Below are 19113 nucleotides of genomic sequence, written 5' to 3' on the forward strand. Positions count from 1 at the left end.
ACTTCACCGTGCGTGATCGATCAAGCACAGTCGACGCATGGTCAGCTACAAGAGCGCACAGACGCAGGAACCGGCCCGCCGCCGCACCGAGGGCGACCTGAGACGACGCCAGGCACTGGCGGACGCGGCGGCGGGGGTCTCGCCGGGTGAGGCCGACGTACTGGCCGAGGCGGCGAAGGTCGAGCGGTTCCGCTGTGTGATCTACCTGTGCGGCGCTCCCCCGACGGACATCGCGCGCCCCGGCCGGGAGTGCAGGGAGTACGCCGAGGCGTTCGGGTGGGAGATCACGGACGTCATCGAGGAACGCGCGGGCCTGCTGCCGCCGCGAGGGCGTGACGGGCTGTGGCGAGCCGTCGAGCGCGTCAAGGAGGGAGCGGCCGGGGCGGTGCTCACGGCGTGCCGCTCGATGATCTCCTCCGTTCCGCAGGAGTACGACGAGGTGGCGCGCGAGATCGAGAAGGCCGGCGGCTTCCTGCACGTCAAGGACTCGGCACGCAGAGGGCTCACGCGGGACGCCGGGCACTCGGCGTGATCTTCGCCCCCGCCGTCACGCGTCCGTGGCGCGACGCGTGGCCGCTCGTCGCGCAGCCGGACGACGGCAACCCCTGGGTGACCGGCACCTGTTGGCTGTACTGCCGACGCGAGGGGGTGCGCGTGCTGTGGGTCGGCTCCGTGTCCACGCCCGGCGCTACGGGTGACGTGTACGCGTGCGCTCCGTGCGTCGCGGAGCTCGACCACATGGTGCGTGTCCAGTCCCACGACCGGGACAGGACCGTGCGGTGCGCAGCCCTCACCGTGCCGGCGCACGCGCCCCTCCCCGGGCCCGCACCACACCACCGTACGGAGAACAACGAACGAGAGGGAAGCACATGACCACCAGTACAGCGGTACCTGTCATCAAGAAGCCGGGCGCGCCCGGCTTCTTGTGGCTGGACCTCACCCGGAAGTGCCAGCTCGCGTGCGGCCACTGTCACAACGGCTCCGGCGCAGACGGCTCGCACGGCTCGATGACCGCCCAGGACTGGACACGTGTCCTCGACGAAGCCACCGCGGCAGGCGTCTCCCGAGTGCAGTTCACCGGGGGAGAAGTCACCCTGCACCCCGACGCGCCGGCCCTCGTCGAGTACGCGTTGACGCTCGGCCTGGCGGTCGAGGTGTACAGCAACCTGGTCCACCTGAACGACGCGTGGTGGAGTTTGCTGCGGCGGGAGGGCGTCAGCCTCGCCACCTCGTACTACGGCTCGGAGGGCGCGCACAACGCCGTCACCGGACGCGGCAGCCATGCTCGCACCCGAGCGAACATCGTGAAAGCGGTGGCGGACAAGGTCCCGGTCCGCGTGTCCGTGATCGTCTCCGATCCTTCCGGCACCGGCGACGAAGCGAAGCGGGAGCTTCAGGCCTTGGGTGTCCGTGCCGTTCGCGTCGACCATGTCCGGCCCTTCGGCCGTGCGGCGAACGGACGGGAACCATGTACGGACGGCCTCTGCGGACGGTGTGGGGACGGGCGAGCGTCCATTGGACCGGACGGCGCCGTGTCCCCATGCGTGTTCTCCACGTGGTTGAGCGTGGGCAACGTCCAGGAAGCGTCGCTGAGGGCTATTTTCGACGGTCCTGAGATCGCACAAGCCAATGCGGCCATTCGAGAGGGGCGCGACCTCGACGCCGCTTTCAGTTGCGGCCCCGGCAGTCCTTGTGGCCCCGACAGTGACGACAGCCGCTCCTGCACCCCCGACACCGATGACGAGTGCTCCCCGGGGACACCCGGAAGTGAGTGCACCCCGAGGAACTGAACGCGATATGGACGACGACCTTCCCGAACACGCGATCCGCCCCTTGATCGAGGAGCACACGGGTCCGGTGGTACAGGTCAAGCGAACCGTGCGCGGCTTCAGCTCGGATCTGACGGCCTTGGTCGACTGCGGCGAGGGACGGTTCTTCGTCAAGGCAATGCGTAATCGGCCGGGCGGCCGACGGAAGTCCCTCATCAGGGAAAAACTGATCACCGGGCATCTCGGACACATCTCACCGCCTCTGTTGTGGGACGTGGAATCCGCAGACTGGTTGGTACTGGGCTTCGAAGTGATCGACGGCCGGGCTTCCGACTTCGCGCCCGGCTCGCCCGATCTCCCTCTGGTGGTCGGGGTCCTCGGGGACATCGGGCGGTTGTCCCTTCCGGAGATCGCGCGAACCTGGACCGAGACCCGCTGGGACCGGTTCCTCTCGAACAGCTCGGAGACCGAACTGTTCAGGGGGGAATCGCTCCTACACACCGATATCAACCAGAGCAACTTCCTCGTGGCGAAGCGGCGGGTGTGGGCCGTGGACTGGGCGTGGCCGACCAGGGGGGCGGGGTTCATCGACCCCGCGCTCCTGGTTCTCCAGCTCATCGCGGCCGGGCACACCCCGGACGGCGCGGAAGCGTGGGCATCCGAGTTGTCCGCGTGGCGCGAGGCGGCCCCGGAGGCGATCAACGCCTTCGTCGCCGCCAACCTGCGGATGTACCGGGCCGCTGCCGTACGAAAGCCCGATGAGGACTGGCTCAAGGCCATGGTCGAGGCGTGCCGGGCCTGGGCCGGACACAGAAGGCTGCCCGAGGAGCGATGACCACTCGTGCACTGAGGCACCCCATGACCACCTCCCCCACCCGGTTGCGCGCCGCCCTCGCCGCATCCGTGTCCGTCGAGATCCTGCCTGGCGTGCGGCACTGGACGCCGTTCCTCGCGAACTCTTCCTCGGTGACGCAGTGTTCCGGTCGTCGGGTGGGCGGTGGGAGCACTTGCGCCGTCGGACGGCGGGTGACGACGAGTGGCTCCGGCTCGTCCACGCGGACAAGACCTGGGTGACACAGGTGGACGGCATCGCCGCGGTGGACGCGTCCGGATCGCTGTCCGGGCAGCCGACCTCGTCCAGTACGCTGCCGTCGCTCGTCGTCCGCATGCTCGACCTGGCCGGAGTCCGTGAGGGCGACTGGGTCCTGGAAGTGGGCACCGGTACGGGCTACTCGACCGCCCTGCTCTGTCACCGTCTCGGCGACGAGAACGTGTACTCGGTCGAGTACGACGCCCGGCTCGCGACGGCTGCGCCGATCGTCTGCACCGCGCCGGGTGCTCCCCCACGCTGCTCGTCGGTGACGGGCTCGCCGGTCATGCGGAAGCCGCCGAGTACGACGCCGTCGTCGCCACGTGCGCGGTCCGGTACGTCCCGCCCGCGTGGTTGCTGTCAGGTCCGGGCCGGGGGCAGCGTCACGGTCTGTCTGAGCGGGTGGATGGTCGCCTCAGGGCCGGTCCGTCTCACCGTGCACGACGACGGCACCGCGTCGGGGCGCTTCGCCGGTGACCGCGTCGGGTACATGCTCGCGCGTCCTCACGAACGACCGCCCCGCCACCTTCCACCAGCGGCCGGGGCAGGTACGGCCAGCCCGGCCGTACCCTGGCCTGGTCGGTGACTGGACCGGCGCGTTCGTCGCCCAGTTCGCCGCGCCCTCCGCCGAACTCATGATGACCGGTGACGGAGTGATCCTCGTCGATGTCGCGACCGGCTCACAGGCGTGGACCTGTCCGGAGGGGCAAGGGTGGGTGGTGCGCCAGCATGGGCCGTTGCGGCTGTGGGACGCCGTCGAGGACGGCCTCGCGGCGTGGCGGGCGGCGGGGGCGCCGGGACAGGACGGCTTCGGTCTGACCGTGCGCAACGACGGCACCCGGCGGGTCTGGATCGGTGAGCCCGGCGGTGTGGGGTGGGAGCTGCCGGTCTGATCGAGGGCGTCCCCGGCGATGGCTGGCGCTTCGGGGCGGAGTGTCAGCCATCGCCTGGAGCTGGCTCAGACCCCGGCGTCGATCAGTGCCGCCGCCGTGAAGAGTTCCACCCCCACCGTGATCGCGTGCTCGTCCACGTCGAAGTCGCCCTGGTGCAGGTCGCGCACCGCGCGCTCGCCGGGCGGGCGGACGCCGAGGCGGGCCATGGCGCCGGGGACGCGCTCCAGGTACCAGGAGAAGTCCTCGCCGCCCAGGCTCTGCTCGGTGGACTCCACGGAGTCCGTGCCGCGCCGGGCGACCATCGCGGTCTGGAGGAGTTCGACGCTGGTCACCTCGTTGACGACGGGCGGGACGCCCCGTACGTAGGTGATCTCGGACTTGGCGCGGTGCAGGTTGGCGATCTCGTCGATGGCCGCGACCACCAGGTCGGGGGCCTGCCGCCAGGCGTCGAGGTCGAGGCAGCGGACGGTCCCGGACAGCTCCGCGTGCTGCGGGATGACGTTGGCGGCGTGGCCGGACTCGATGCGGCCCCAGGTCAGGGAGAGGCCGCCGCGGCTGTCGACGCGCCGGGCCAGGAGGGCGGGGGCGTCGACGGCGACCCGGGCGGCGGCGGTGACCAGGTCGGTGGTGAGGTGGGGGCGGGCGGTGTGGCCGCCGGGGCCGTCCAGGGCGATCTCCAGCCGGTCGCAGGCGGAGGTGATGGGGCCCTCGCGCAGACCGATCCGGCCGGCGTCCACCCGGGGGTCGCAGTGCACGGCGAGGATGCGGTGCACGCCGTCGAGCGCCCCGGCCTCGATCACGTCCTCGGCGCCGCCGGGCAGCACCTCCTCGGCGGGCTGGAAGATCAGGCGGACCGGGCGGGGCAGCGGGGCGCGCTCGTGCAGGGCGGCCAGGACCAGGCCGGTGCCGAGGACGACGGTGGTGTGCACGTCGTGGCCGCAGGCGTGGGCGCGGTCGGGCACGGTCGAGCGGTACGGGCATCCGCTCTTGACGTCCGGGATGGGCAGGGCGTCGATGTCGGCGCGCAGGGCGAGCACGCCGGGGCCGGCGGCTCCGGCGGACGGGCGCCCGGGGGTCGTGCCGATGTCACAGATGACGCCGGTGCCTCCGGGGAGGACTCTCGGCGTCAGTCCGGCCCGCTCCAGCCGTTCCTTGATCGCGGCGGTGGTGCGGAACTCCTGGTTTCCCAGCTCGGGGTGCATGTGCAGGTCGCGGCGGAAGGCGATGAGTTCCGCCCGCAGCGCCTCCGGCAGGGTGCCGGGCAGCGTGGCTTCCCCGGGAACGTCGGCTTCGGACTCCAGTGACATCAGTTGCTTCACCCTTTGAAGGGTAGGACGCCCGGACGGCCGACCGACCCACGATCAACAAAACTTCAGCCCCTCAGGGGAAGAAAATCCGGCCGCCGGACGCATATGCACCGGCGGGGGTGGGTAAAATCCGCCGATTACCGGCCGGGCGCAGCGCACCGAGCCGGTCCGGTCCGGCCCCCGCCCCGTCCCTCACGGCTACCACGCCTCACGCCTCCTACGCGTCGGCGGAGCCCGGCCGGGACCCATGCGCCGTCGTCCGTGAACACTCAGGGGCAAAGCGTCATCCATTTCCGGTGGCACCCCCTGGTTCGGGCACGCGGGCGCGGCACCAGGGTCCGGGGCATGCGACTGACGGTTCTCGGCGGCTGCGGGGCGTACACCGGAGACGGAATTCCTCGGGCAGCCCATCCAGGTCGCCACGCCCGGCCTGGTGACCGACCTCGGCGCGCCGTGACGGCAGCCCGGTCGGCCGGGGCCGGCGCTCCGGTCAGGAACCGGCCACCCGGTGCGGGCCGCGCGGCTCGCGCCACATCCCCCACAGCACCGGCCCGTCCCCCGGCAGCCGCAGCTCCTCCCGCACGGTGAAGCCGAAGTGCTCGTAGAAGGGGAGGTTGGACGGCTTGGAGGACTCCAGGTAGGCGGGCAGCCCGGCCGCGTCGGCCTTGGCCAGCCCCGAGCGCAGCAGGGCGGCACCGTGTCCCTGTCCCTGGGCGGCCGGGTCGGCGCCGATCACCGCCAGGTACCAGTGCGGTTCCTGGGGGGTGTGCTCGGCGGCCGTCTCGATGGTGTCCCGGAAGTACGGGGCCCGGTCGCCGAGGACATCCTGGAGCTGCCGGACGGCCTCCGCGTCGGGGACGGCCTTGGCCTGGGCCTCCGGCGGTACCCAGAAGGCGGCCGCCGCCTCCGTGTGCTCGCACACGCCGTGGCGGACGTACTGCCGGGTGAAGAGGGTCGTGAAGTAGCGGCCCAACCGCTCCTCGCGCGAGGCGTCGTCGGGGAAGAACCCGCGCATCATCCGGTCGTCGTCGAAGGCGCGGGCCAGCGTGCGGCTGATCAGCGGGGCGTCGTCGGCCGTCGCCGTCTTCGGTGTGTGCGTTATCGGCATACGGTTCATTCTCCATCCCGTGATCTTGGTCGGTGAGTCGAGGCCCCGACCCCGGCCGCAGGGCCGACAGGGCGGCCCGGCGGCGGGGTCGGGCACGCGTCTCAGGTGCTGATGGTGGCGACGGGGTCGACCTGGTAGTTGCGGGCGTAGCCGTTCTCGGTGCCGACGAGGAGGTCCACGATCTCGAAGTAGCGGTCCCAGAACGGGGTTTCGCGCAGGGCATCGATGAGGAGCTGGTAGGCGTGGTGATCGTCCGCTTCCCAGACCCAGACGTCGGTGACGCGCGCGGAGTAGAACTCGGTGTCGTAGAAGCGTGACCGGACCCCGGTGGTCCTCGCTTCGATCGTGGGGACGACCTGGGTGGCGAAGGCGTGGATCCGCTCGGGAACGGTCAGCGCGAGCCACTCGGGCGTGGTCTTGACGAGTATGAACGCGGTGATCGGCGGGTCGGTTTTCTCAACGGTCATGGTGGGTGCTCCCAGTTGGTGGGTGGCAGGGCGCCACGGCGTCACGGCGCCGTGTGCGGCATCGAGCCCTCGTCCGGAAACCCATCCTGGGAACACCGCGGTGATGCCACAATGGGAACTTCAGCAAGCAGGTGTTGCCTGAAATGGAATGACACTGGTGAACAGCCCGTATTCGGCTCTCGACGCCAACCTCGCCGTGGCGCTGGACGCCCTGCTGACCGAGCAGAGCGTCACCCGCGCCGCCGCCCGCCTGCGCACCTCCCCCGCGGCCATGAGCCGCACTCTCGGCCGGCTCCGCCGTACCCTTCAGGACCCGCTCCTCGTACGGGCCGGACAGACCATGGTCCCCACCCCCCGCGCCCTGGCTCTGCGCGACGAAGCAGCGGCGGTGGTGCGTCGCCTCGGATCGCTGCTCAGCCCCGTCGAAGGCGCCGACCCCGCCACCCTGAGCAGCACCTTCACCCTCCAGGCCGCCGACCTGGTCGGTGCGGCGCTGGCGCCCGGACTGCTGGGGCTGGCCCGGCAGGAGGCGCCGGGCGTCTCGTTCCGGCTCCGGGCCGAGGAACTGGAGGCCGGCCCGGCCCTGCGCGACGGCCGGATCGATCTGGAGGTCGGATCCATCGACCACGTGGACCCGGAGACCCAGGTCGAAGAACTCGTCACGCTGCGGATGATGGCGGCCGTCCGGCCAGGCCACCCGCTCACCGAGAAGGCGCTGACCCCGGCACGACTCGCCGCCGCCGAACATGTCGTGGTCAGCCGGCGAGGCCGGTTCACCGGCCCGCTCGACACCGCCCTGGCCGAGCGGAACCTCCACCGGCGCGTCACCACCGTCCTCCCCAGTCACCTGGCGGCGATGGCTCTCGCGGCCGGCAGCGACGTGGTCTGTCTCGTCCCCGCCGCCCTCCCCGGCGCCCCCGCATCGCCTCTCACCCGTACCGCCACCGCCCTCGGCCTGCGCCTCCTCGACGTTCCCCTGCCGCTGCCGCCCCTGACCATCGGCATGGCCTGGCACCCCCGCCACGCGGCCGACGGAGCCCACCGATGGCTCCGGGACGCTGTCCGCCGCACCCTCCGCGCCCTTGGGACCGGTTGACGCGGCCGGTCACACGCCTCCGGGGGCTCCAGGACCCTCGTGCCCGTCGCCGTCGTCGTCGGCGGCGATCAAGTGCTCGGCGGCCCCCTCCAGTTGACGTGCCGTCTCCGTCGACCGGGGCAGCATCGTCTTCTCGTAGCGGCGGACGGCGTCCTCGACCGTGCCGGACTCCGCGAGGGCCGCGGCGAGTTCGGCGGCGTCGAGCATCGCGAGGTTGACGCCGACGCCCAGCGGCGGCATGAGGTGGGCCGCGTCGCCGAGCAGGGTCACCGTGGGGCTGGGCTCCCAGGTGTGCGGCACGGGCAGGGCGAGGATCGGGCGGTCGACGTACGGGCCGTCGTTGTCGGTGATCGTCTTCAGCAGGCGGGGCGACCAGTGGGCGTAGCGCTCCAGGAGCAGGGCGCGGATGCCGTCGGTGTCCCCGGGCGTCAGGCCGCTCGCGCGGATCCAGTCGGCCGGGACGCGCTGGATCAGGTAGACGCGGACGTGGCCGCCGCCGTTGCGCTGGGCGAACAGGGCTCGTTCGCCGTCCCGGGCGTGGGCGCCGCCCCGGCCGACCAGGTCCGCGATCTCGGGGTGCCGGCGGTCGACGTCGTCGAACCACGCCTCCAGGAAGCTCACGCCGGTGTACGCGGGGACGGCGTCGGAGACGGCCGGGCGGACCCGGGAGAAGGCGCCGTCGGCGCCGATGACCAGGTCCGTCTCGGCGGTGGAGCCGTCGGCGAAGCGCAGTCGCCGGGGCCCGTCGGCGGGGCCGTCGACCTCCTCCAGCGCCTGCCCCCACCGCACGGTGCCGGGGGCGAGGGAGTCGAGCAGCAGTTGGCGGAGCTGTCCGCGGTCGATCTCCGGCTTGAACATCTCGTCGGGCGCCGGGACCCGGTGGTCCGTGATCGCACCGGTGAGGTCCAGCTGCCGCATCTCCTGCCCCTCGGGGCGGGCGTGTTCGAAGAAGGCGTCCAGCAGACCGGCGGCGCGCAGGGCGAGTTGGCCGTTGTCGGCGTGCAGGTCCAGGGAGCCGCCCTGGTCGCGGGAGCCGGGGCCGGGCTCACGGTCGTGGACGGTGACCTGGATGCCGTGCCGCTGCAGGATGCGGGCGCAGGTCAGGCCGCCGGGACCGGCGCCGATGACGCTGATCCGGGCGCGGGAGGGGTGCGGAGAAGCCATGGGTGTCCTTCCGGTGGAAGCGGGCGGCATCACCGTACGAGCAAAAGTGTAATCTGACAACTTAGTGACAGACTCAATAAAGCTACGGATGCCATGACCGGCTAGGATGGCGTCATGCCCGAGCCCACCGCCCCCGCCACCCCCACCGCCGCCACTCCCGCCCCCGGACGCCGCGAGCGCAAGAAGGCGGCGACCCGGCAGGCGATCGCCGACGCCGCGCTCCGTCTCTTCCTGGAGCGCGGGTACGACGACGTGAGCGTCCGGGATGTCGCCGAGGCGGCCGACGTCTCCGTCACCACCGTGTTCAAGCACTTCAGCGGCAAGGAGGCGCTCGTCTTCGACCAGGAGGAGAGCACCGAGACCGCCCTCGTCTCGGCCGTGCGCGACCGCGCCGCGGGCACCACCGTCCCCGACGCCCTGCGGGAACACGTGCTGGCCACCTGGCTGCCGATCGCGGAGCATCCGCAGCGGGTGGAGTTCAACCGCCTGGTGGACTCCACCCCGGCGCTGCGCGCGTACGCGGAACGGATGTGGGTCCGGCACACCGCCGCCCTGGCCGCGGCCATCGCCGACGAGTTCGGCGTGGCCCACGACAACCTGGCCTGCGCCGCGCTCGCCCGGTTCGTCCTGGACGCCCCCGCCCTCGCCCAGGGGCAGCCCGACCACCGGGCCGCGATCGAGGAGATCTTCGGCATCCTGACCGACGGCTGGCGGCCGCCCGTCTCCTGACGACCACGGGTTCACCCTCAAGGCACGGTGTCCCCCGGCCGATGAGAACGGGCATGCCGGATTCATACGCACACCGCCGTACGGTGCTCACCGGCGCCGCTCTGCTGACCGCCGGCGGGACGTCACTGTGGGGGGCGGCCTCCGCCGGGGCCGCGGGCCGGGTCCTCGCGGAGCGACGGGTGGACGAGCGGCTCGTCGAGCTGACCGTGGACTCCCCGGCCCTGGGCGGTCCCGGCCGCGTCGCCCTGCTCACCCCCCGGGGATGGGACCGGCGCCGGCCCGGTGACCGCTGGCCCACCCTGTATCTGCTGGCGGGCGGCGACGGGGACCACACCGCGTGGACCACGCTGTTCCGGGTGCAGGAGCTGGCCGAGCTGCGCGACGTCCTGGTCGTCATGCCCGGCATGCCGCTGTTCGGGTTCTGGACCGACTGGTGGAACCACGGGAAGGACGGCCCGCCCCGGGTGCGGACGTACTTCCTGCGCGAGGTCGTGCCCCTGGTGGAGCGGGACTACGGGGCCGGGACGCGCAGGGCGGCGGCCGGTGAGTCCCAGGGGGGCTTCGGCGCCCTGGGGATGGCCGCCCGGGTTCCCGGACTGTTCCGCGCGGTCGCCGCGTTCGGGGCCCCGGTGCACCCGGTCCGGCACCCCGAGATGTGGCTGTCCGGCGCGGAGTTCGTGGGAGTGGACGGCTGCGCGATCTTCGGAGACCCGTGGGAGCAGTGGAAGGTGTGGCTGGACTGGGATCCGTTCCGCCACGCCGCCGGTCTGCGCGACACGCCCGTCTGTCTCGCCTGCGGTGACGGAACGCCGGGTCCTCTCGACGGCGAGGACCCCGAGCCGCACATCCCGGGCACCGAGAAGTGGGTCGCGCTGGCGGACGCCGGCGTCGTCTCCGTCACCGAAGCCGTCTGCGCGGAAGAGACCCGGATGCTGAGCGACCGGCTCAAGTCGCTGGGGGCACCGGTCACCACGCACCTCTACCGCGGGACCCACACCGGCACCTACGGGTACCGCGAACTGCGGCACGCGCTGCCGATGCTGCTGGCCGCCCTGCACGGCCGCCCCCGCCGGTAACCGCGGAACCGGCCCCGCGGGCCAGGGACCGTCAGACCCCCGGCACCGCCAGCAGCCGCTCCACCCCCCGGGCCGTCCCCGTCACCCCGTCCAGGAAGCCCTGGGCCCGGGGGGAGGCGCCCCGGGTCAGCCAGGCCGGGTCGATGTCGCAGACGGCGACCTTGACCTCCGTACCGGCGAGGGCCAGCGGGAGGGTGTGGACGACCGTGGAGGGGAAGCTGAGGATCGTACGGCCGACCGGGCCGCGGCGGGCGATCAGTTCCAGGGGGAGGTCGGGGCGGACGACCTCCAGGCCGGTCTCCACGGCCAGCCGGTGGAGTTTCTCCGTCGCCTCGCGGCGGTGGGCGAAGTAGCGGGTGGCGCCGTGGGTCTTGGCCAGGCGGCGGACCGCGTCGAGGTAGGCCTCGGCGTCCACGACACCGGTCTCCACCAGGGAGGTGCCGACCATGTCGGCGCCCTTGGTGATGCGGGGCGGGCCGAAGCGGTCCCGGGTCCAGGCGAAGTCGTGGGCGGTGACGGTGACACCGTCGGGGACCTCGTCGATCGGCATGGAGGAGAAGACCTCCACCCGCCGGCCCTCGGCCGGGGTGAGCCGGCGGCGGGCCGAGGACGACACCGGGGCGAAGAGCAGGTCGCGGGGGCCCGGCCGGCTGCCCTTGCGGTGCCAGCGCACCAGGCGTTCGCCGCGGGCGAGCTGGCCCACGAACTCCATGGTGGCCGTGCCGTCGTCGACGACGACCAGGTCGCGGGCGCGGGTGATGGTCAGGAGCAGTTGTACGTAGCGGGAGAACGGGTCTCCCATGACGATGCGCTCGGCGCGGCGGAGCAGGCCCGCCAGGCCCCCGACCGTGCGGAAGGGGGCCGAGGCCCCGCCCCGCGCCTCTTCCCAGCGGACCTCGTGACCGTCCTCGCGGGCCAGCTCCGACATGCGGCGGAGCTGGCCCCGGGTCATGGGGTCCACGGGTGACAGGACGACGAGGGTGAGCCCCGTCCGGGGGGCGCGGGTGTGCGCCCACTCCAGCACGTTCAGGAGCTGTACCGGGCTCTCGACGAAGGCGAGAGTGCGAGGGCCGGCGTTCCCGGCGCGGGGGCTCATCGGCGTGTGACCGTCCCGTCTTGGGCGTGGGGTGGGGTGGGCGGTGCGGGTCAGACGTTGACCGGCTCGCCGGCCGCGGCGGCGATCTCCGCCTCGGCGACCACGCCGGTGACGCGGCGCAGCTTCTTCATCGGGCCGAGCTCCGACTCGTAGACCTTCTTGACGCCGTCACCGAGGGACGCCTCGATGGTGCGGATGTCGCGGACCAGGCGGACCAGGCCCTGCGGCTCGACGGAGGCGGCCTGGTCGGAGCCCCACATGGCGCGGTCGAGGGTGATGTGGCGCTCGACGAAGGTGGCGCCGAGGGCGACGGCGGCCAGCGTGGTCTGGAGGCCGGTCTCGTGGCCGGAGTAGCCGATCGGGACGTTCGGGTACTCCTGCTGGAGGGTGTTGATGACGCGGAGGTTCAGCTCCTCGGCGACGGACGGGTACGTCGACGTGGCGTGGCACATGAGGATGTTGTCCGAGCCGAGGACCTCGACCGCGTGGCGGATCTGCTTCGGGGTCGACATGCCGGTGGAGAGGATGATCGTGCGGCCGGTGGCGCGCAGGGCGCGCAGCAGCTCGTCGTCGGTGAGGGAGGCGGAGGCCACCTTGTGGGCGGGGACGTCGAACTTCTCCAGGAAGGCGACGGCCTCGGTGTCCCACGGGGAGGCGAACCAGTCGATCCCCTTCTCCTTGCAGTACGCGTCGATCTGGCGGTACTCGTCCTCGCCGAACTCCACGCGGTGGCGGTAGTCGATGTACGTCATCCGGCCCCAGGGGGTGTCCCGCTCGATGTCCCACTGGTCGCGCGGGGTGCAGATCTCGGGCGTCCGCTTCTGGAACTTGACGGCGTCGCAGCCGGCCTCGGCGGCCACGTCGATCAGCTTGAAGGCGTTCTCCAGCTCACCGTTGTGGTTGATGCCGATCTCGCCGCAGATGTAGACGGGGCGGCCCGGGCCGGCCTCGCGGTTGCCGAACGTGCGGATACGGGAGTTGCTCATCAGGGGTGTCCTAACTTGGCTTACTTGGTGAGGGTGTCGAGAGAGGGGCCGAGCAGCCAGCCGGCGATCTCCCGGATCGCGCCGGAACCGCCGTGCACGGTGGTGACCGCACGGGCGGCGCCGCGGACGACGTCATGGGCGCCGGCGACCGCGACGGGCCAGCCGACGAGGTCGAAGCAGGGCAGGTCGTTGACGTCGTTGCCGACGTAGAGCACCCGCTCGGGGGCGACGCCCTGTTCCTCGCACCACTGCTTCAGGGCGAGGTCCTTGCGGTCGATGCCGTGCAGCACCGGGATCTGGAGCTTGCGGGCGCGGGCGGCGACGACGGGGTTGACCTCGGTGGAGAGGATCAGCAGCGGCATCCCGGCCTTGCGCAGGGCGCCGATGCCGAGGCCGTCGCCGCGGTGGACGGAGACGAACTCGCGTCCGTCGGAGTCGATCAGCACCCGGTCGTCGGTCTGGGTGCCGTCGAAGTCGAGGACGACCGCGTCGATGTCGGCGGCCGTGGGCAGGGCGCCGGGGCGGGCGCCGTCGAAGAGGGGGGCCAGCGCGCGGGCGCGGGCCAGGTCGTGCGGGTCGTCGATCTCCAGGACGCGCGCCGGGTCGGTGCGGACCAGTTCGGTGCGGCCGAAGAAACGGTGGCCGTAGGTGCGGAAGCCGGCCGCGTCCATCGCGTAGGCGGCGCCGGTCTCCAGGAAGTCCTGGGGGCGGTCCTGGCGGCGGGGGCGGTAGGACTTGTCGTGGTTGACGCCGTGGCCGCCGGGCTCCTCGCCGGAGTCGGCGCCCTCGCGCCAGACGAAGCCGTGGAAGGGGGCGACGGTCACGGCGGTGTCCGCGCCGCCCTCGGCGACCGCGCCGGCCACCCCGTCGATGTCCTCGCGGACGATGAACGGGCTGGTGCACTGCACGAGCAGCACCACGTCGACGGGGGCGCCGTGCGCCGCCTCGTGGGCGTCCATGGCGTGCAGCACCGCGGCCTCGGAGGTCGCCGTGTCCCCGGCGATGGCGGCGGGCCGCAGCACCACCTCGGCGCCGGCCTGGCGGGCGGCGGCGGCGATGGCCTGGTCGTCGGTGGAGACGGCGACGTCGGTCACCAGCCGGGTGGCCAGGCACTCGCGCACGGCCCGGACGACCAGCGGTACGCCGCCCACGGGGGCGAGGTTCTTGGCGGGTACGCCCTTGGAGCCGCCGCGGGCGGGGATGACCGCGAGCACGCGGCGTACCGGTTGCGGGTCGGACATGAGGTGTACCTCTCGGTGGTCGGAAGTCGGGACGGCGGTCGCGGCACGCTCGTCCGCTCGTGCTCGTGCGGCGGTCACAGCTCGCCCATCCGCCGGATCACCGGGGCGACGCGCTGCACGCCGTGCCGGTAGGCGCCGCGGGCCGCGCGGCGCACGACCTGCCGGACCGGGCCGGGCTCCTTGTCGGCGGCGGGCGCGCCGGGCAGCGGGTGGCCGTCGGGCGCGAGGTGGTGCCGGGCGAGGATGCCGGGCAGGTAGCCGGGGGCGGTGACGGGTGTGTAGTACGGGGTGAGCGGGGAGAGGCCGCCGGGGCGGGCGAGCAGCTTGGCGATGCGCTCGCGGGCGGCGTCGAAGGCGGTGTCGTACCCGCCGTCGGCGGCGACGCCCTGCCGGGCGACCCAGTCCTCGTCGGGCGTGGGCCGGTGGCCCTCGTCGAGCTGGTCCCAGGAGGCGAGGCAGCCGGAGCCGACAAAGTGGTGGTTGCCGAGCGCCTCGCGCACCCCCAGGTCGGTGAGGACCACGGTCGGGATGCGGCGGTGCAGGGACTCCAGCGCGGCCGTGGAGCTGACGGTGACCAGCAGGTCGGTGCGGTCCAGGACCTCGCCCATGTTCCCGTACTTCAGGTGGAAGTTGGGCGGCGGGTCGGCCTTCTGGACCAGCTTCTGGTACGGCAGTTCCTCGATGTGGGTGGTGTGCTCGCCGGGCTTGGAGCGCAGCTTGAGCACGACCTCCCGCTCGGGGTGCTTGCGGGCGTGCCGGATGAGCCGGTTCAGCAGGTACGTACGGTCCTTGCGGCTCTCCGGCACGGAGGGCTGCGCGGCGAAGACGACCGTGTACGGGTCGTGCTCGCCGGTGTAGGGGGCGCCGCCGAGGAAGGGCAGCGCGACCTCGGTGACCGAGGAGGCATCGGCGCCGACCCCCTCGTACACGGCCCGGAAGCGGTCCGCGTCCTGGCGGGAGTTGGCGAGGACCAGGTCCGCGCCGTGCCGCAGCAGCAGGCCGTCGGCGAGCTTCTCGTAGACGACGCCGACGTAGCCGGTGACGACCACGGGGCGGTCGGTGCGGTCGGACCAGACCCGGCCGAGGCCGTGCAGCATCGCCTGGACGCCGCCGCCGACGAGGGCGAGGACGACGAGGTCGTACTCCTTCTCGCCCATCGCCCGCAGGAACTCGACCGAGGTCACCTCGGTGAGGGCGTCCGCGCGGACGCCCACCTCGCCGAGCTGGCGGGCGGTCGGGGTCGCACGGCCGCGCAGCAGGTAGCCGTCGAGGCGGATGTCCGTATCGTGGGTGGTCGTGGGGGCGATGCGGCTCGCGGTGAGCGCGCCCCATTTCCACCGGGTGTCGGAATCCGCGAGGACGGCGACCCGCAGGGCCTTCGTTGCACTTGCTGGCACATCGAAGACGCTAGGAAGCAATTCCGAGGAACCGCCCAACCAGAACACAACAAACGGTTAACAGCACACCGCCGAATGGCGAATCGGCACGTCCACAGCTCGAAAAAAGGTTCGCGTCACGGCTTCGCCACATGGCGTTCACCCGGTATCAAGGTTCGGGTAAATCGACGGGCCGGGCCGCCCCTTAACGTCCCGGGTGTGCCAAAGCTCTCCGTCATCGTGCCGTTCTACAACGTGCGCCAATACGTCCCCGATGCCCTGCGGAGTCTTCGCGCCAACGCACGCGACGACTTCGAGTTCATTCTCGTCGACGACCGCTCCACCGACGGGACCGCCGACCTGCTCGCGCGCGCGGAGCCCGACCTGCCGGGGGCGGTGCTGGTCAGACACGAACAGAACGGCGGCCTGGCGACCGCCCGCAACACCGGCATCGACGCCGCCCGCGGGGAGTACCTGACCTTCCTGGACGGCGACGACTGGCTGGCCCCCGGCTACTACGAGCGGCTGGTCGCCGTCATCGAGAAGCTGGGCTGCGACTTCGTCCGCACGGACCACGTGCAGTGCACGGCGCGGGCCCGCTCGGTGCACCGGGTGCCGCACGGCCGCCGGGGCGTGGTGATGCGACCGCGCGACGCGATCCTGCCCGCCCACCGCACCACCTCCGTGGACTACGCCTACGCCTGGGCCGGGATCTACCACCGCCGGCTGGTCGACCGCGGCCTGCTGCACTTCACCCACGGGCTGCGCACCGCCGAGGACCGGCCCTGGATCTGGAAGCTGCACCGGGAGGCGGAGTCCTTCGCGGTGACCAGTCTGCTCGGGGTCTTCTACCGGCGCGGGGTCGCCTCCTCGCTCACCCAGATCGGTGACGCCCGGCAGCTCGACTTCATCCGCGCCTTCGACCAGGTGATCGAGGAGACCGCCGGGGACGCCGAGGCGGCGGCCCTGCTGCCGAAGGCCGTGCGCACGTACTGCGCGATCATTTCCCATCATCTGGGCTCCATCGAGAGGTTCGAGGCACCCGTGGCCCGCAAACTGAAGGAGATGAGCGCCGCCGCGCTGCGCAGGATGCCGCAGACGGTGCTCGACGACGCGCTGGCGTCGATGGACGCCGAGCGGGCCGGCCGGCTGCGCCGGCTGCGCCGCCGTTCCGGGTCGGCCGCGGAGGTGGCGGCGTGACCACGCAGATCTTCATGGCGTCGACGCTGTACGGCACCGCCACGCTGGCCGCCGCCCTGGACGCGGGCTGCTTCGAGCCGTCCGACCGGCGGATCCTGCTGGTCTCCAACAACGCGATGACGCCCGAGACCACGCCGGCCGTCGACGAGATGCCCGGCTTCGAGCGGCTGCGGACCCGGTTCGACGAGGTCGTCTCCTGGAACGAGGCGATCTTCCCGTTCCACCCCGGCGCCTGGGCGCCCCGCCCGGACGACCTCCCGCTGTGGGAGAGGTACCTGCGGCTGGCCTGGAAGCTGGGCGACGACGACGTGGCCCTGGCCGTGGAGTCGATCCAGGTCAACCCGGCGCTCGGGGTGGCGCAGATCCTCACCGACGCGCCCGTGACCGTCTACGCGGACGGCCTGATGAGCTACGGCCCCACCCGCAACAAGATCGACCCGCTGGTCGGCACGCGCGTGGAGCGGCTGCTCCACCTGGACCTGGTGCCGGGGCTGCGCCCGCTGCTGCTCACCGAGTTCGGCGTCGAGGCCGAGGTGGTGCCGACCGAGGCGTTCACCAAGGTGCTGGCGGAGCTGGTCGACACCGGCGCCGGCCTGCCCCGGATCGAGGAGCCCGCGCTGCTGCTGGGCCAGTACCTCTCGGCGCTGAAGATCCTCAGCGCGGAGCAGGAGGAGGACCTGCACGTACGGATGCTGAAGGGCGCCGTCGGACTCGGCCACACCCGGGTGGTGTTCAAGCCGCACCCCACCGCGCCGGCCCGCTTCACCCGCACCCTGGAGGAGGAGGCCGAGAAGCTCGGCGTCGACCTCACCGTCCTGGACACGCCGGTCCTGGCCGAGGTGCTGTACCAGCGGATGCGCCCGGCGCTGGTCGTCGGCTGCTTCTCCACCGCCCTGCTGACCGCCTCCGCGCTGTACGGCCTGCCCGTCGCCCGGGTCGGCACCGACACGCTCCTGGACCGGCTGACGCCGTTCGAGAACAGCAACCGGATGCCCGTCACCATCGTCGACGCCCTGCTGCCGGACCTCGCCGACCGCGCGGCGGTCACGGAGCGCCGGCCCGGCACGGACACCGACGCCCTGGCGGAACTGGTGCGGGCGGTCGGCTTCACCATGCAGCCGCGGATACTGCCGCAGCTGCGCCCGGAGACGGAGAGGTACCTGTCGGCCCGGCTGGACGAGCGCACCTGGCGCTACTTCAAGAAGAAGCGCCTGACCTCCCTGGGCCTGCCCGGCGGCGTCCCCGCCCAGCTCGGCTTCCTGCCGCGCAACGCGACGGTACGCCGGGTGGCCCGCACGGCCCGCAGCCTGCAGCGGCGGATGGTGCGCCGCTGAGCGGGACGGGCAAGGGCGACCCCTCCATGAATGGCAGACGAAAACCATGGAAACAGCGGAAAGCCGCACGGTAAATCAATAGTTTCCATGGTGGACCACCCTTTACCCCCCTAGAATCGCCCGCGCCGCCCCTCCTCTTGCGCCACCGAAACCGTGAGGCACCCATGACGAATCTCGGCCGGCTCTACCCGCTTCTCGACGACGTCCACCTGCCGGACGGACTGCCCTACTCCCAGGTGAGTTCCTGGGAATTGCGGTTCCTCTATCTGCTGGGACGCCATCACCTGACGGGCGAGGGCCGGCTGGTCGAACTCGGCTCGGGCGGCGGCGGTTCGACGTACGCCCTGGCGCTCGGTCTCCGGGAGAGCCCCGTCTTCGACGAGCGGACGGGCCGGCTGCACGCGTACGACTTCTTCCGGGTCGGAAAGGGCACCTTCGCCTCGGAGAAGTTCTTCACCTCAGGGACCAAACCGGAGGACGACAACTCCTTCCTGAACGACTTCCGCACCCGCCTCGAACCGTTCCTGCCGTTCCTGGAGATCCACGCCGGGGACCTCTGGCAGACCTCCGACCCGGACGACACCAGCCCGGTGGAGTTCCTGCACATCGACATCGCCAAGACGGCCCGGGTGTTCCGCTGTGTCACCGAGCGGTTCCTGACCCGGCTGCGGCCGGGTTCGGTCGTGCTGCACCAGGACTTCGCCGGGCCCCGGCTGCCGTGGCTGCACCACAGCACCGGGGCTCTGCTGCCGTACATCGAGATCGCGGGTCCGCCGATCCGCTCCACGCTCGCCTTCGAGGTGGTCCGGCCGATACCCGAGGACGTGCTGAAGCGCATCGCCGAGGACGCCTACACGGTCGACGACAAGCTGGAGCTGATCACGGCCGTGCAGGAACGGATCGACCGGGACCACACCGGGGGCATCCCCTTCAAGTCCGTCCTGGAGTTCGCCAAGGCGTACGTGGCCCACTACGCCGGCGACCACAGGCGGGCCTGGTCGATCGCGAAGCCGCTGACGTCCGACGAGTATCTGAGCCGGACCCGCGCCGACCACTTCGAGCAGCTGCGCAAGGCGTACGAGCAGGACCGCGAGCGGCACGGCGGCGGGTCACGGCTCGGCCGGCTGGTGAAGAAGGCCGTCGGACGCTGACCTCCGGCACCCAGGAGCCCCCGCGGCCGG

19 protein-coding genes are annotated in these 19113 nt (G+C 72.1%); 11 read left to right on the forward strand and 8 right to left on the reverse strand.

Going from position 1 to position 19113, the window contains the following annotated elements:
- The first annotated feature begins 37 nt into the window (after positions 1-37).
- The 5 genes from J7I94_RS20125 (at position 38) to J7I94_RS39260 (ending at position 3752) form a co-directional block, all read left to right on the forward strand.
- A complete protein-coding gene (locus J7I94_RS20125) occupies positions 38-532 on the forward strand; it encodes a hypothetical protein (protein ID WP_215168537.1) in 495 nt (164 codons plus the stop codon).
- A 337-nt stretch (positions 533-869) separates the two neighbouring features.
- Complete coding sequence (locus J7I94_RS20130) at positions 870-1790, forward strand: radical SAM/SPASM domain-containing protein (RefSeq protein WP_215168538.1); 921 nt, start codon at positions 870-872, stop codon at positions 1788-1790.
- Between the two features lie 7 nt (positions 1791-1797).
- Positions 1798-2604 (forward strand): phosphotransferase, encoded by an 807-nt coding sequence (locus J7I94_RS20135; RefSeq protein ID WP_215168539.1) that lies wholly within the window; start codon positions 1798-1800, stop codon positions 2602-2604.
- On the forward strand, positions 2528-3445 hold the full coding sequence (locus J7I94_RS39255; RefSeq protein ID WP_306522272.1) for a hypothetical protein: 918 nt from the start codon (positions 2528-2530) through the stop codon (positions 3443-3445). Before J7I94_RS20135 ends, J7I94_RS39255 begins: the two co-directional genes overlap by 77 nt.
- Positions 3333-3752, forward strand: a complete 420-nt coding sequence (locus tag J7I94_RS39260; RefSeq protein WP_306522284.1) for a hypothetical protein — start codon at positions 3333-3335, stop codon at positions 3750-3752. Before J7I94_RS39255 ends, J7I94_RS39260 begins: the two co-directional genes overlap by 113 nt.
- Before the next feature lie 65 nt (positions 3753-3817).
- Here the strand turns inward: J7I94_RS39260 and J7I94_RS20145 are convergent, their stop codons facing one another.
- The 3 genes from J7I94_RS20145 to J7I94_RS20155 form a co-directional block, all read right to left on the reverse strand.
- Positions 3818-5059 (reverse strand): M20 family metallopeptidase, encoded by a 1242-nt coding sequence (locus tag J7I94_RS20145; protein WP_215168595.1) that lies wholly within the window; start codon positions 5057-5059, stop codon positions 3818-3820.
- A gap of 490 nt (positions 5060-5549) precedes the next feature.
- On the reverse strand, positions 5550-6167 hold the full coding sequence (locus J7I94_RS20150; protein ID WP_215168540.1) for a GNAT family N-acetyltransferase: 618 nt from the start codon (positions 6165-6167) through the stop codon (positions 5550-5552).
- A gap of 101 nt (positions 6168-6268) precedes the next feature.
- Positions 6269-6634 (reverse strand): darcynin family protein, encoded by a 366-nt coding sequence (locus tag J7I94_RS20155; RefSeq protein ID WP_215168541.1) that lies wholly within the window; start codon positions 6632-6634, stop codon positions 6269-6271.
- 148 nt (positions 6635-6782) lie between these two features.
- Between J7I94_RS20155 and J7I94_RS20160 the strand changes: the two genes are divergently transcribed.
- Entirely contained in the window at positions 6783-7730 is a 948-nt protein-coding gene (locus J7I94_RS20160; RefSeq protein WP_215168542.1) for a LysR family transcriptional regulator, read from the forward strand.
- A 9-nt stretch (positions 7731-7739) separates the two neighbouring features.
- Here the strand turns inward: J7I94_RS20160 and J7I94_RS20165 are convergent, their stop codons facing one another.
- Positions 7740-8894, reverse strand: a complete 1155-nt coding sequence (locus tag J7I94_RS20165) for an NAD(P)/FAD-dependent oxidoreductase (protein WP_215168543.1) — start codon at positions 8892-8894, stop codon at positions 7740-7742.
- A 114-nt stretch (positions 8895-9008) separates the two neighbouring features.
- Between J7I94_RS20165 and J7I94_RS20170 the strand changes: the two genes are divergently transcribed.
- Together J7I94_RS20170 and J7I94_RS20175 are read left to right on the forward strand one after the other, a co-directional pair.
- Entirely contained in the window at positions 9009-9623 is a 615-nt protein-coding gene (locus tag J7I94_RS20170) for a TetR/AcrR family transcriptional regulator (protein WP_215168544.1), read from the forward strand.
- Between the two features lie 53 nt (positions 9624-9676).
- Entirely contained in the window at positions 9677-10699 is a 1023-nt protein-coding gene (locus J7I94_RS20175; protein ID WP_215168545.1) for an alpha/beta hydrolase family protein, read from the forward strand.
- Positions 10700-10730: 31 nt separating this feature from the next.
- On the opposite strand, the gene J7I94_RS20180 is transcribed toward J7I94_RS20175, so the two are convergent.
- The 4 genes from J7I94_RS20180 to J7I94_RS20195 all read right to left on the reverse strand — a co-directional run bounded on the left by J7I94_RS20180 (position 10731) and on the right by J7I94_RS20195 (position 15419).
- The gene (locus tag J7I94_RS20180) at positions 10731-11795 is read right to left on the reverse strand and encodes a hypothetical protein (RefSeq protein ID WP_215168546.1); all 1065 of its coding nucleotides are present in this window, start codon (positions 11793-11795) and stop codon (positions 10731-10733) included.
- A 50-nt stretch (positions 11796-11845) separates the two neighbouring features.
- Positions 11846-12784: an N-acetylneuraminate synthase family protein gene (locus J7I94_RS20185; RefSeq protein ID WP_215168597.1), complete on the reverse strand. Its 939-nt coding sequence runs from the start codon at positions 12782-12784 to the stop codon at positions 11846-11848.
- Positions 12785-12801: 17 nt separating this feature from the next.
- Positions 12802-14022 carry an acylneuraminate cytidylyltransferase gene (locus J7I94_RS20190; RefSeq protein ID WP_215168547.1) on the reverse strand — a complete coding sequence of 407 codons (1221 nt, stop codon included), beginning with the start codon at positions 14020-14022 and terminating at the stop codon, positions 12802-12804.
- Positions 14023-14096: 74 nt separating this feature from the next.
- Positions 14097-15419: a DUF6716 putative glycosyltransferase gene (locus J7I94_RS20195; protein WP_215168548.1), complete on the reverse strand. Its 1323-nt coding sequence runs from the start codon at positions 15417-15419 to the stop codon at positions 14097-14099.
- Positions 15420-15617: 198 nt separating this feature from the next.
- Here J7I94_RS20195 and J7I94_RS20200 point away from each other — a divergent pair, with 198 nt between their 5' ends.
- The 3 genes from J7I94_RS20200 to J7I94_RS20210 all read left to right on the forward strand — a co-directional run bounded on the left by J7I94_RS20200 (position 15618) and on the right by J7I94_RS20210 (position 19083).
- Complete coding sequence (locus J7I94_RS20200) at positions 15618-16598, forward strand: glycosyltransferase family 2 protein (protein WP_215168550.1); 981 nt, start codon at positions 15618-15620, stop codon at positions 16596-16598.
- Positions 16595-17932 (forward strand): alpha-2,8-polysialyltransferase family protein, encoded by a 1338-nt coding sequence (locus J7I94_RS20205; RefSeq protein WP_215168551.1) that lies wholly within the window; start codon positions 16595-16597, stop codon positions 17930-17932. The genes J7I94_RS20200 and J7I94_RS20205 overlap by 4 nt, the downstream gene beginning before the upstream one ends.
- A 164-nt stretch (positions 17933-18096) precedes the next feature.
- Positions 18097-19083 carry a class I SAM-dependent methyltransferase gene (locus J7I94_RS20210; protein WP_215168552.1) on the forward strand — a complete coding sequence of 329 codons (987 nt, stop codon included), beginning with the start codon at positions 18097-18099 and terminating at the stop codon, positions 19081-19083.
- The last annotated feature ends 30 nt before the right edge of the window (positions 19084-19113 follow it).

This window comes from Streptomyces sp. ISL-12 (assembly GCF_018614415.1).
Taxonomy (GTDB): domain Bacteria; phylum Actinomycetota; class Actinomycetes; order Streptomycetales; family Streptomycetaceae; genus Streptomyces.